The sequence below is a fragment of the Kribbella sp. NPDC051718 genome (assembly GCF_040681515.1).
In the GTDB taxonomy this organism is placed as follows: Bacteria; Actinomycetota; Actinomycetes; order Propionibacteriales; family Kribbellaceae; genus Kribbella.
In genome coordinates, this window is record NZ_JBFAYZ010000004.1 from 553,951 (window position 1) to 566,441 (window position 12,491).

Sequence of the window (12,491 nt, forward strand, 5' to 3'; positions counted from 1 at the left end):
CGGTCTAGAGGTTCCCGAAGGCCTCGATCGCCTTCAGGGCATCGGCTTGCGGCATTCCCGGCGGTTGGATCCGGAGGATGATGCCGTCGGCACCCAACTCCTCGTAGTGCTGGATCCGTTCGGCACACTCCGCCGGTGAGCCGATGATGCTGCGGTCGACGATGTCGTCCCAGCCCTGGGTGTAGCGCGAGGCGTCGGCCGAGGTGCGCTTCCAGCCGGTGTAAGCGTCGTACAGGTCCCGCAGCGGCTCCTCCAGCGTCTGCCGTGCTTCCTGCGTCGTCGGCGCCGCAAACCCTTCCCTGCAAAGGATCACCTCGGCACCGAGAGTGCCTTCGCCGCGTTCGTACGACCGGTACTCCGCGATCTTGCCGGGCAGGTCGGCGTCCAGCTCGTTGAACGACGTGGTCCAGCCGTCGCACATCCGGGCGGTGCGTTCGAGCATCGCCGAGACGCGGCCGCCGTTCCAGATCCGCGGACGTGGGTTCTGCACCGGCTTCGGCGACAGGAACGCTTCCTGGATGCTGGTGAACTTGCCGTCGTACGTCACCTCGTCCTCGGTCCACAACCGGGTCAGGATCTCGAGGCACTCCTCGAACCGCGCGACGCGTTCGGCCTGCGTCACGCCGTACAGGGCGAACTCCTCCGGCCGGTAGCCGAGCACGAATCCCGCGGTCAGCCGCCCGCCCGACAGTACGTCGAGATGCGCGAGCGCCTCGCCCAGTACGACCGGCTGGTACAGCGGCGCGACGATGCCGGCCGTCGCGATGCCGATCCGATCGGTCTTGGCGGCCAACCAGGTCGCGGAGGTGAGGATCTCGTGATAGCCAGGGCGGTGCAGGTGGCGTTCGCCGAGCACCACCCATGCGAAGCCGGCCTGCTCGGCCAGCCGGGCCTGCTCGACGCCGTCCTCGAGGGAGGGTCGATCCGCCTCGTCGCCGTACAGGTTCAGATAGAGGCCCAGCCGCATGGATGCCGCCTTTCCGTCCATTGACATCAACCGTGTCAGCTACTTACGGTCTTGACCGTAAGTCATTTTCTTACATGGCGCGACCTTAGGAGCCCAGACTTATGAGTGTTGCATCGCAGCCCATCGGTCTGCCGGCCGCCGCGGCCGCCGGCTCCATCGCGCAGATCCGTACACGCGTGGTGCGCGCTGCCTATCGGCGGCCGTTCCGGATCAGCAGCGGGGTCAGCAACGAGCTGGTCAGCTTGGTGGTGGAGGTCGAGACCACCGACGGCGTCGTCGGCATCGGGGAGACGTCGCCGATGACCGCATACACCGGGGAGACGCTCGCAGGCGTCCGTACTGCGATCGAAGAGCACCTCGCGCCGGCCCTGGTCGGCCACGACCCACTCGACCGGGCCGGTGCCCATCTGCTGATGGATTCCGCACTGCGCGGCCAGCATGTGGCCAAGTCGGGGCTGGACATCGCGCTGTTCGACTTGGCCGGCGTCTTGAGCGGGTGGCCGGTGCATGTGCTGCTTGGCGGCAGCATCCGCTCCCGGGTGGAGACTGCCTGGGTTGTCGGGCTCGGCACGTTGGACGAGATGGCGGCGGAGGCTGCGGAGTACGCGGAGCGCGGGTTCCGGCACCTGAAGGTCAAGGGCGGTGAGGACCCGGTACGGGACCTCGAACTGGTCCGGGCGGTCCTTGCTGCCCTTCCACCCGGCGCGGAGCTGTGTCTGGATGCCAATGAGGGGTATGACGCGGGTACTGCGCTGCCGGTGCTCTCCAAGATGGCCGCTGCGGGTTTGGCGCTGGTGGAGCAGCCGCTGCCTCGGTGGGACCTGGTCGGCCTGGTGCGGCTCAGAGAGCGGCTTGACCTGCGGCTGATGGTCGACGAGAGCATGCAGTCGCTGCAGGACGCGCTGGAGATCGTGCGGCGGGGTGCTGCGGACGTACTGAACATCAAGATCCTCAAGGTGGGTGGGCTGCATCGGGCGCTGCAGATCGCTCATCTGGCCGAGGCGGCCGGGCTGGCGGTCAAGGTGGGGTCGATGCCGGAGTTGGGGGTGGCGACGCTGGCCGCAGTGCACCTCGCGGCCGCTGTGCCGGGTGCTACCGTCCCGGCCGACCTGGTCGGACCGCTGCTCGTCCGTGAGGAGCCGCTGGCTCCCAAGACCTTCAGCGACGTCAACGGCTGGGTGGAAGTGCCTACTCGACCCGGACTGGGGCATGACCTCTGATGCACGCACTGGTTGATCAACTCCGCGGCACACTGCTCCCGGCTGTCGTCACACCGATGAGCGCTGACGGTGTGGTGGCGTACGACGCGCTGTCTGCCTATGCGGCCGCCATCGCGGCAGGGCCGATCGGTGGGGTGGCGGTGTGGGCTCACACCGGGCGGGGGCTCTACCTGAGTGAGGCGGATCGCGGGAAGGTTCTGGCGACCTGGCGGGCCGCTACTACGGCTCCGTTGGTCGCAGGGGTCGGCGTGCCACGCAGTGCAGGGGTTGTGGGGCTGCGGGAGGCGGAGGACGCCACTGTCGGGATGGCCGTGACCGCAGCGGGCTTCGGGGCCGATGCGGTCATGGTCTATCCGTTGGCTGCCTATGGGGACTTGCCTGATGGAGAGGCGGCGGCGGTACGGCTGCATCAGCGGGTCGCTGCTGAGAGTGGGTTGCCGCTGGTCGGCTTCTACCTGCATGGGGAGGCTGGTGGGTATCCGTACCCACCTTCGCTGATCAAGGAGCTGTTGTCGCTTCCGGAGATGCTCGGGGTGAAGACGGCGACGCTCGACCGGGCCGTTGACTGCCAGGACGCGATCTGGGCGGGGCGTAGTACGGGGAAGTTGTTGATCACGGGCGAGGATCGGATGTACGGGCCGTCGATGATGTGGGGCGCCGATACCGCGTTGGTGGGCATCGCTGCGGCTCAGGTGGAGCTTTCAGCCGCCGTACTGCGTGCGTGGACGGCCGGGGACTCGTCAGGCTTCTTGCTTGCGTCGGAGCGGCTTGACCGCTTCGCCGCCGCCACCTTCTACGCTCCGATCGAGGGCTATGTCCAGCGCATGCTGTGGGCCGCGGTCTGGGAAGGGCTCATCCCGGAGGAAGCCGCGTACGACCCCTACGGCCCCGTGCTGCCGCGCTCGGAGCGCGACCTCGTCATCCATTGTCTGCAAGGCCTTTGAACAGTCGCAGCGCATTACCCGACAGCACCTTCCGAAGCTCTGACTCAGTGAATCCCGCGTCCCGGATCACGCCGAGCGAGACACAGGGATCGATCAAGGTCGAGTCCGTCCCGAACAAGAACTGTTCCATCGGTACGCCGACGCTGCGCGCGAACGCGATCCGCCCGGCGTCCGTCACCGTCCGGCAATGCTCGAGATAAATCCGGTCGCACTCGACGGCAGCCCTCGCCGCCTCCCGCCAAGCGTCCCCTCCCGCATGCCCCGCGATCACCGTGAGATTCGGCCTGGTGGCCAACATCCCCGGCAGCAACGCGACATCCGTCCCCCAGGTATGCAGCAGCAACGGCACGCCGACCTCATTCAGCATGTCGAACGCGTCCGCCATCAGCGGCGACCCGATCCCCACGCCCGGATAAGTCGTATGGATCTTCGCCCCGACAAACCGTCCCGTGCTCAGACAGTCCTTCAGATCCTCCGCACTACGCTCCAGCCGATTCGCGTTGACCACCGCATACCCATGAAGCCGCGGCTGTTCTTGCAGCACCTCGGCGAGCTTCGCATTCCCCGCCACCGCGTCGTACACCACCGCCTCGGCACCCGACACGATCTGCCGCTCGATCCCGTACCGATCCATCAGTTCGAGATTGAGCGCCACATCCCCCACGTCCATATGAAACGGCCACGGCCCCCAATGCCCATGCACGTCGATGATCCGCATCAGACCAGCTCCTGAATGTTGCCGCCAGCAATCAAAGCCCGATCGCCCGCACTGATCCGCGCATACCTCAACCGCAACGTCTGAGGCGAGATGTCCATGAACGGCGTCCTCGACCCAAACACCAAATGCCTCGCGCCGACGCTCTCCACCACCCGCTCGATCCCATCCGGACTGGACAACATCCGCGTAGTCGCCTTGAACCCGGGCTCCTGCTTCGCCATCAACACGAAGTCGCCGAGCAGATAGACATGCAGGTCCAGGAAGATCACATCCGCCCCACGCCCCGCCAACACCGCCCCGAACTTCCGCGGATCCCCATCCTGCAAAATCACCAAACCCCGCTCAACCGCCTCACCCACGACGTACTTGTACGCCGGAGTCTCCCCCTGCACCCCTTGCAGCCCGGTAAACAACCGCAGAAACTTGACGCCCTCGCCCACCAACCCGTCCAACTGCTCCGCCGCCGTCACCGCATCCCGCAGATCCACAGTGCCCACGGGGATGAGGCCGTCCTCCGAGTCCAGCGCGGAGAGGGTTTCGGTGTTGCCGGCTTGGTCGGAGAAGAGGGCGCCTCGGGTGGAGAGGGTCAGGGCGGTCTGGATGTGGTGGTGGGCCAGGTGGGACTTGAGGGCGGGCAGGTCCATGTCGGTCGGGTGGCTGGGCCAGGGGCCGAAGAGGACGTCTACGTCGTACTGGATGTGCTCCTCGGGCGATGGGGTGAGCCAGTCAGCCATCGGGGTGCACCTTCCGGATCGCGCGGGTGATGTCGTCTACGTCAGCTTCCGTGTAGGCCTCGTTCCAGGGCAAGACGATGAGCGTCTGGTTGATCATGCGTTCGGCATTCGGGCACAGGCCGGTCGGATAGTCCCTGCCCTCCAACGGGTAGCGGGAGGTTCCGTAGATCGGGCCGGTAAAGACCGGGTTCGCGTAGAGGGTGCGGTCCAGGTAGCCGGCCGAGGCAGGTACACCTTCAGCGGTCAGCGCATCGGCCCACACTCGATTGCCTTCAGCAACGACCAGCGGGAGAAGCCAGAAGGCGTGTCCTGCCAGTGAAGGCAGTGTGATGCCGGAGAGCCCGTCGAGTGCGGTCACCAGCTGCTCGGCGGATTCGCGGCGGCGTTTCACGACGTCGGCGACCTTGGCCAGTTGGGCTCGGGCGACGGCGGCGACCAGTTCTGTCATCCGGTAGTTGAGGCCGAGCATCAGGTGCACCCGGCCGCCTGAGCGGTCCCAGCCCTTGTCCATGAAGAGCCGCATCCGGGTCGCCAGCTCAGCAGAAGCGGTGATTGCCAGCCCGCCATCCCCGGCGGTGATGTGCTTGTACTGCTGCAGGCTGAAGCACGCGATGTCGCCGAAGGTCCCCAGCAGCTCACCGCCGGCCGTCGTCCCGAGCCACGCCTGCGCGCAGTCCTCGATCAGCAGCAACCCATGGCGGTCAGCGATCGACCGCAGCGCCACCACGTCAGCAGCCCCGCCGAACAGATGCACCACGACGATCGCCCGCGTGCGCGGCGTGATGGCTGCCTCGACGGCCGCCGGGTCCAGGTTGCCCGTCACCGGGTCCACATCCGCGAAGACCGGTACGCCGTTCTGCGCGAGGATCGGCGCGACAGTCCCGAAATCGGAGATCGGCGTCGTGATGACCTCGTCCCCCGGGTCGAATCCGGCGGCCGCGACGGCGAGGTGCAACGCCGCAGTACCGGAACTGCAGGCGACCGCTTCCCGCCCGTAGAGGTCAGCCATCTCCGCTTCGAGCGCCCGGGCCTCGCCGCCGAATGTGCTGCACAGCACAGCCGAGTCGAGCACCCTGAGCACCGCCGCGCGCTCCTCCGCGCCGATGGTCCGGCCGGCCGGTTCGAGCACTCCGGGGAGCGGCGTACGGCGTACTGGGTCATCGGTCATGAGCACCTCTCCCAGTCTGCGGTAATTTAGGCCCTGACCGAAAGGTAGGAGACGGCGTCAGATGGCGTCAAGTTGCCTCACATCGCGCAAACAGTGCGCTATTGTGCCGATTTGAGGGCCGGACCTGAATCGAAATCGGCCTCCTGAGGAGCGCAGCGCAGTGATCAGCGTCGGGATCATCGGCCCGGAGGACCTGGTCCAGCGTGTCCTCGCCGTCGGTACCGCCAACCACCCGGCCACCCTCGTCCCGCTGCCGTACCGGCACGAGACCGAGGCCGTCCAGCTGGTCGAGCAGGTCCACGAGCAGGTCGACGCGATCCTCTTCACCGGCGTCGTGCCGTTCACGATCGCCACCGAGGCCGGCGTCATCGACCGGCCGGCGATGTACGTCTCGTACGACGGCGCCACCCTGCTGCGCGCGCTCGTCGAGCTGCTGCGGCTCGGCCACGACGTCACCCGGCTGTCGATCGACACCCTGCGCCGCAGCGAGGTGTTCGAGACGCTGATCGAGGCGAAACTGCCGACCGATGACATCCACGTACTTCCGTACCGGGCCGGCCTCACGTCCGGCGACATCGTCGCCTTCCACCGCAACGCGCGCGACCAGCACGAGACGAAGATCGCGATCAGCTGCCTCGGCTCGGCCTTCCACCTGCTCGAGAACGAGATGCCGTCGGTGCGGCTCGCCCCCTCGCGGTACTCGATCCAGTCGACCCTGCAGGCGCTTGTCCTCACCACCACCGGCCAGCACGTCGGCGACGCCCAGGTCGCGCTCGGCATCATCGAGCTGCCCGAGCCCGACGAGGCGCTCGCCCGCGACCTCATCACCCTCGGCGGCAGCCTCGCCGTACTACCCGACGGCCGGAACCTGGTAGTCACCACCCGCGGCCTCCTGGAGCAGGCGACCGAAGAGTTCAGCCGCATGCCCCTACTGGACGCACTAGCCGCCCGTCACGCGACCGCCCGAGTCGGCTTCGGAGTAGGCCGTACTGCCGCCGAGGCCGAGGCACTAGCCCGCCGAGCCGTCAGCCGAGCCGCCTCCATGGGCCCTGTCGCCGGTGTCGTCTCCATGTCCGACGACGTAGAGATAGTCATCGAGCCTTCCAGCGACCAGGACCAGCCGGCCCCCGACCGCGCCCCCGAGTCGCTCCCTCTGCTGGCCCGCCGGGTAGGCCTGAACACCCAGACCCTCTCCCGCATGCGCGAGTTGGTAGCCACCCTCCCCGAAGGCCTGACCACGCAAGACGTCGCAGAACACCTAGCAGTCCAACTCCGCACAGCCCGACGAGTCCTCAAACGCCTGGAACGAGCCGGCCTGGCCGACCCCATCGGCAGCCAACAACACGGCCGAACCGGCCGCCCACCCACCGTCTACCTGATCCGCCTCTAGCCCACTCGACGGTTGCTACGGCCAGGGGTTGATGACGGTTACGCCAGCTGGGGTGCCGTTGGTTAGGGCAGCTAGGGCTTCGGGGGTTTCATCGAGGGTGATCGTGCGGGTGATCAGCTTGTCGGGGGCGAGGTCGCCGGAGGCGACGAGCCCGAGCATCTCCGGGTAGGCGTGCGCCGGCATCCCGTGGCTCCCCAACCACTCCAGCTCCTGCCCGATCAACCGCCCCACATCCAGCTGAACCCCACCCGGCAACAGACCCACCTGCACGTGCCGCCCTCGCGGCCGCAAGGCGGTCAAGGCCGACTGAACGATGGCAGCCGAACCGAGAGCGTCCATCGTCACCTGCGCCCCACCATCAGTTAAGTCCAACAACTCCGGTACGACGTCAGCCGACGACAGCACCACCTCGGCAGCACCGTAGGAGCGGGCCAGCTCCAACGCCGCGGGATTCGTATCGACGGCGATCACCCGGGCACCCAAGGCGGCGGCGATCATCACCGCCGACAACCCAACCCCGCCGCAGCCGAAGACCACCACGTTCTCGCCGGCAACCACCCGCCCGACCTGCCGCACAGCGCGGAACGACGTGGCGAAGCGGCACCCCAGCCCAGCCGCGGTCCCGAAGTCCAACGCGTCCGGCAGCCGCACCAAATTGACCGCGGCGAACGGCAGAGCGACGTACTCGGCAAAAGAACCCCAATAGTGGAAACCCGGCTGCAACTGCCGAAGGCACACCTGCTGATTCCCCGCCAGACACTGCTCACAAGTCCCACAAGCGCAGATGAACGGCGACGTCACCCGCTCCCCGACCGCCCACCCCGAGACGCCGGATCCAACCGCAGCGATCGTCCCCGCCAGCTCATGCCCTGGCACATGCGGCAGCACGATGTCCGGGTCGTGACCCTGCCACCCATGCCAGTCACTCCGGCACAACCCGGTCGCCTCCACCTTCAACACCACCCCACCCGGCTCGGCGACAGGCGGAGCGACCTCCTCGACCACGGGCGGTACGCCGTACTGGCGGATCACAACAGCGCGCATGCCGGTCATCCTATCCAGCCGGTTTGCATGATCATGCAGACCAATGCATACTTATTCTCATGTCCAAGGTCATCACGTCTCTGCCCGTCGGCGAACGGGTCGGCATCGCCTTCTCCGGAGGGCTCGACACGTCGGTCGCGGTCGCGTGGATGCGCGACAAGGGCGCGGTCCCCTGCACCTACACCGCCGACATCGGGCAGTACGACGAGCCCGACATCGACTCGGTCCCCGGCCGCGCCGGCGAGTACGGCGCTGAGATCGCCCGCCTGGTCGACTGCCGCGCCGCCCTGGTCGAAGAGGGCCTGGCCGCGCTGACCTGCGGCGCGTTCCACATCCGCACCGGCGGCCGGGCATACTTCAACACCACCCCGCTCGGCCGGGCGGTGACCGGCACGCTGCTGGTCCGGGCGATGCTCGAGGACGACGTGCAGATCTGGGGCGACGGCTCGACGTACAAGGGCAACGACATCGAGCGCTTCTACCGGTACGGTCTGCTGACCAACCCGAAGCTGCGGATCTACAAGCCGTGGCTGGATGCCGCCTTCGTCACCGAGCTCGGTGGCCGCAAGGAGATGAGCGAGTGGCTGGTCGCCCACGACCTGCCGTACCGGGACAGCACCGAGAAGGCGTACTCCACCGACGCCAACATCTGGGGCGCGACCCACGAGGCGAAGACGCTCGAGCACCTGGACACCGGGATCGAGACGGTCGAGCCGATCATGGGCGTGAAGTTCTGGGATCCCGAGGTGGAGATCGCCACCGAGGACGTCTCGATCGGGTTCGTCCAGGGCCGGCCGGTGACGATCAACGGCAAGGAGTTCGGCTCGGCGGTCGATCTGGTGCTGGAGGCCAACGCGATCGGCGGCCGGCACGGACTCGGGATGTCCGACCAGATCGAGAACCGGATCATCGAGGCCAAGAGCCGGGGCATCTACGAGGCACCCGGGATGGCGTTGCTGCACGCGGCGTACGAGCGGCTGGTGAACGCGATCCACAACGAGGACACCGTCGCGGCGTACCACAACGAGGGCCGCAAGCTCGGCCGGCTGATGTACGAGGGTCGCTGGCTGGACCCGCAGGCGCTGATGATCCGGGAATCGCTGCAGCGCTGGGTCGGCTCGGCGATCACCGGTGAGGTCACCCTGCGGCTGCGGCGGGGCGAGGACTACTCGATCATCGACACCACCGGCCCGGCGTTCAGCTACCACCCGGACAAGCTGTCGATGGAGCGGACCGAGGACTCGGCGTTCGGCCCGGTCGACCGGATCGGCCAGCTGACCATGCGGAACCTGGACATCGCCGACTCCCGCGCCAAGCTCGAGCAGTACGCCGGCCTGGGCCTGATCGGTACTGCCCACGCCCAGCTCCTGGGCGCCGAGACCAACCAGCTCGGCGAGACCACCCTGATCGGCGAGATGACCACCGGCGGCGCCGACGCGATCGCCTCCCGCGGCGAGCCCAACCCCGACGACGCCCTCCTCGACAGCGCCGCCATGGAGTCCGGCACCGACTGACGAGTTTGTCGCGACCTTGAACACCAAACGGGGACCTTGAACAAGTTATTACCTGTTCAAGGTCCCCGCTTGGTGTACGAGGTCGCCAGTTGTGTCAGCCGCCGGCGACGGCGGGGATGATCGAGACTTGGCCGCCGTTCTTGATGGCCGTTTGGAGGCCCTCGGAGAAGCGGACGTCGTCGTTGTCGACGTAGATGTTGACGAAGCGGCGGAGTTCACCGGACTCGTCGAGCACCCGGCCCTTGATGCCCGGGTATGACGAATCGAGCGACTCGAGCACCTCGCTCAGCGTCGCCCCCTCGACGGAGACCTCGGAGGCACCCTGGGTGTAGGGGCGCAGGATGGTCGGGACACGGACGCTGACACTCACTGCAGACCCGCCTTCACGAAGGCGTCGTACGACGCGGGGATGGTGACCTTCGGGCCGACCCGGTCGGCCACGGCGTCGAGCGTCTTGAGCCCGTCGCCGGAGTTGATGATGACGGTCTCGGCGTCGGGGTCGATCTGCCCCGTCTCGATCAGCTTCTTCAGCGTCGCGACGGTCACCCCGCCCGCGGTCTCGGTGAAGATGCCCTCGGTCCGGGCCAGCAGCTGGATGCCCTGGATGACCTCTTCGTCGCTGACGTCCTCGATCACCCCGCCGGTCCGCCGGGCCACGTCGAGCACGTACGGTCCGTCGGCCGGGTTGCCGATCGCCAGCGACTTCGCGATGGTGTCCGGCTTGACCGGCTTCACCACGTCATGGCCGTCGCGGAACGCCTGTGCGACGGGCGAGCACCCGGTCGCCTGGGCGCCGTAGATCTTGTAGTCGGTCGCGTCGACCAGACCCAGCTTGCCGAGCTCGGTGAAGCCCTTGTCGATCTTGGTCAGCTGCGAACCGGACGCGACCGGGATCACCACCTGCTGCGGGATCCGCCAGCCGAGCTGCTCGGCGATCTCGAAGGCCAGCGTCTTGGAGCCCTCGGAGTAGTACGGGCGGACGTTGACGTTGACGAACGCCCAGCCCTCCTCCTCACCGGCGATCTCGGAGGCGAGCTTGTTCACGTCGTCGTAGTTGCCCTCGACGGCCACCAGGGTGCCGCCGTACACGGCGGTGGTGATGATCTTGGGGCGCTCGAGGTCCTGCGGGATGAACACGACCGAGCGGATGCCGGCCCGGGCGGCGGCCGCGGCGACGGCGTTGGCCAGGTTGCCGGTCGAGGGGCAGGCGAAGACCTTCATGCCGAGCTCACGGGTGGCGCTCAGGGCGGAGGCGACGACCCGGTCCTTGAACGAGTGCGTCGGGTTGCCCGAGTCGTCCTTCACCCAGAGCTTGCGCAGGCCGAGCTCGCGGGCGAGGTTGCCGGCGTCGATCAGCCGGGTGTAGCCGGGCTCGGTGTTCGGGAAGCTGGCCACGTCGACGGGGACGGGCAGCAGCGGCTGGTACCGCCAGATGTTCTTGGGTCCGGCTTCGATCTGCTCACGCGTGATGGTCGGGAACTCGTACCCGACCTCCAGCGGACCGAAGCACTCCATACAGGCGTAGAACGGGCCGAGCTCGGATTTGGCGCCGCACGCGCGACAGCTCAGATGGGTTCCGTTGCCGAAGGCACCTTCACGGATGGTGTGGGTGGTGGCGGCGGTACTCAGGCTCATGACGGAGTTTTCCCTCCTCATCTTCCCCGCACCGGATCTCGGCACAGGACGGATTTGGCACCGTTCCGCCGCCGGCGCCTCGGATCGAGTGCGCTGAACGGGGAGGGTTGCCGGGACTTCAACGGGCCGTTTCCCTCAGTCCCTCTGGATGAGCACTGCCGAGATTACCCAATCGGGTCCATATTCTGTCTTCCGTTCCCACCATGCGAGACGGCTGATCTCACCCTGATATTTGACCACTTCTTGACCAGTGTGACATCGTGGCGGCACCGACCACACCAGGAGGTGTCATGAGACGAGCCCGCCCCACGGCCGCGCTGATCGCTGCCGTCGTCGCCTCAGCAGCACTGACCAGCGCGTCCGCCGCGGCCCAGCACAAGCCCGAGTACGTCCGCCCGCTGGCGATCAGCTGGCAGGACGAGTTCAACCAGGCAGCCGGTACGAAGCCCAGCGCGGCCCGCTGGAACTTCGAGCTCGGCGGCGAACCCAACTGGGGCAACGAGGAGTGGCAGTACTACACGAACCGCCGCGAGAACGCGTCCACCGACGGCGCCGGCAACCTCGTCATCAGCGCCCGCCGGGAGAAGCTGGCCGGGATGGAGAACTGCCAGTTCGGCCCCTGCGACGTGACGTCGGCGCGGATCACCACCAAGGACAAGTTCGCCCAGGCGTATGGCCGGTTCGAGGCCCGGATCAAGACGCCGGCCGGGCAGGGCCTGTGGCCGGCGTTCTGGATGATGGGCAGTGACATCGACGAGGTCGACTGGCCGGGCAACGGCGAGATCGACATCATGGAGATCATCGGCAAGGAGCCCGGCACGCTTTACGGCACCGTGCACGGACCGGGGTACCACTCGGAGAACGGCCCGGGTGGCCAGACCTCCTTGCCTGCTGGGCAGAAGTGGTCCGACGCCTTCCACGTCTACAGCGTCGAATGGGCACCTGGTCAGGTCGTCTGGAAGGTCGACGGACGGCAGTACCTGCGGATCACCCCGGCCGATCTCCCGCCCGGCAAGAAGTGGGTCTTCGACCACGAGTTCTACCTACTGCTCAACCTGGCCGTCGGCGGGGTGTGGCCGGGTCCGCCGGACTCCGCGACACCGTTCCCGGCCAAGATGCTGGTCGATTACGTACGCGTCTACAGCTAGCGTTCTGGG

Annotated in this window: 12 protein-coding genes and 1 riboswitch; of the genes, 5 read left to right on the forward strand and 7 right to left on the reverse strand. The window is 67.3% G+C overall.

The annotated features are described in order from the left end of the window. Positions 1–4 precede the first annotated feature (4 nt). On the reverse strand, positions 5–988 hold the full coding sequence (locus AB0M15_RS18185; protein ID WP_363819694.1) for an LLM class flavin-dependent oxidoreductase: 984 nt from the start codon (positions 986–988) through the stop codon (positions 5–7). A gap of 80 nt (positions 989–1,068) precedes the next feature. On the opposite strand from AB0M15_RS18185, the gene AB0M15_RS18190 reads away from it, so the two are divergent. Together AB0M15_RS18190 and AB0M15_RS18195 are read left to right on the forward strand one after the other, a co-directional pair. After that, positions 1,069–2,187: an enolase C-terminal domain-like protein gene (locus AB0M15_RS18190; protein ID WP_363819696.1), complete on the forward strand. Its 1,119-nt coding sequence runs from the start codon at positions 1,069–1,071 to the stop codon at positions 2,185–2,187. Next, a complete protein-coding gene (locus AB0M15_RS18195; protein ID WP_363819699.1) occupies positions 2,187–3,131 on the forward strand; it encodes a dihydrodipicolinate synthase family protein in 945 nt (314 codons plus the stop codon). The genes AB0M15_RS18190 and AB0M15_RS18195 overlap by 1 nt, the downstream gene beginning before the upstream one ends. Here AB0M15_RS18195 and AB0M15_RS18200 read toward each other — a convergent pair. From AB0M15_RS18200 to AB0M15_RS18210, 3 genes are read right to left on the reverse strand one after another with little or no spacing between them, the layout of a single operon-like run. Continuing rightward, positions 3,106–3,849, reverse strand: coding sequence for an amidohydrolase family protein (locus AB0M15_RS18200; protein ID WP_363819701.1), 744 nt, complete (start codon positions 3,847–3,849; stop codon positions 3,106–3,108). The two genes, AB0M15_RS18195 and AB0M15_RS18200, sit on opposite strands and share 26 nt — an antisense overlap. Beyond that, positions 3,849–4,583, reverse strand: a complete 735-nt coding sequence (locus AB0M15_RS18205) for a hypothetical protein (RefSeq protein ID WP_363819703.1) — start codon at positions 4,581–4,583, stop codon at positions 3,849–3,851. The genes AB0M15_RS18200 and AB0M15_RS18205 overlap by 1 nt, the downstream gene beginning before the upstream one ends. Beyond that, complete coding sequence (locus AB0M15_RS18210) at positions 4,576–5,751, reverse strand: DegT/DnrJ/EryC1/StrS family aminotransferase (protein ID WP_363819705.1); 1,176 nt, start codon at positions 5,749–5,751, stop codon at positions 4,576–4,578. The genes AB0M15_RS18205 and AB0M15_RS18210 overlap by 8 nt, the downstream gene beginning before the upstream one ends. 160 nt (positions 5,752–5,911) lie before the next feature. Between AB0M15_RS18210 and AB0M15_RS18215 the strand changes: the two genes are divergently transcribed. Continuing rightward, positions 5,912–7,141, forward strand: coding sequence for a helix-turn-helix domain-containing protein (locus AB0M15_RS18215; RefSeq protein ID WP_363819707.1), 1,230 nt, complete (start codon positions 5,912–5,914; stop codon positions 7,139–7,141). Positions 7,142–7,156: 15 nt separating this feature from the next. Here AB0M15_RS18215 and AB0M15_RS18220 read toward each other — a convergent pair whose 3' ends face one another. Further along, the gene (locus tag AB0M15_RS18220; protein ID WP_363819709.1) at positions 7,157–8,185 is read right to left on the reverse strand and encodes a zinc-dependent alcohol dehydrogenase family protein; all 1,029 of its coding nucleotides are present in this window, start codon (positions 8,183–8,185) and stop codon (positions 7,157–7,159) included. Positions 8,186–8,244: 59 nt separating this feature from the next. On the opposite strand from AB0M15_RS18220, the gene argG reads away from it, so the two are divergent. Next, positions 8,245–9,699: an argininosuccinate synthase gene (gene argG, locus AB0M15_RS18225; protein ID WP_363819712.1), complete on the forward strand. Its 1,455-nt coding sequence runs from the start codon at positions 8,245–8,247 to the stop codon at positions 9,697–9,699. Between the two features lie 94 nt (positions 9,700–9,793). On the opposite strand, the gene AB0M15_RS18230 is transcribed toward argG, so the two are convergent. Beyond that, on the reverse strand, positions 9,794–10,069 hold the full coding sequence (locus AB0M15_RS18230) for a ubiquitin-like small modifier protein 1 (protein ID WP_363819715.1): 276 nt from the start codon (positions 10,067–10,069) through the stop codon (positions 9,794–9,796). Then, positions 10,066–11,334: a threonine synthase gene (gene thrC, locus AB0M15_RS18235; protein ID WP_363819718.1), complete on the reverse strand. Its 1,269-nt coding sequence runs from the start codon at positions 11,332–11,334 to the stop codon at positions 10,066–10,068. The genes AB0M15_RS18230 and thrC overlap by 4 nt, the downstream gene beginning before the upstream one ends. Positions 11,335–11,348: 14 nt before the next feature. Beyond that, positions 11,349–11,489: riboswitch (SAM riboswitch) on the reverse strand. 135 nt (positions 11,490–11,624) lie between these two features. Here thrC and AB0M15_RS18240 point away from each other — a divergent pair. After that, positions 11,625–12,482 (forward strand): glycoside hydrolase family 16 protein, encoded by an 858-nt coding sequence (locus tag AB0M15_RS18240; RefSeq protein WP_363819720.1) that lies wholly within the window; start codon positions 11,625–11,627, stop codon positions 12,480–12,482. Positions 12,483–12,491 lie beyond the last annotated feature (9 nt).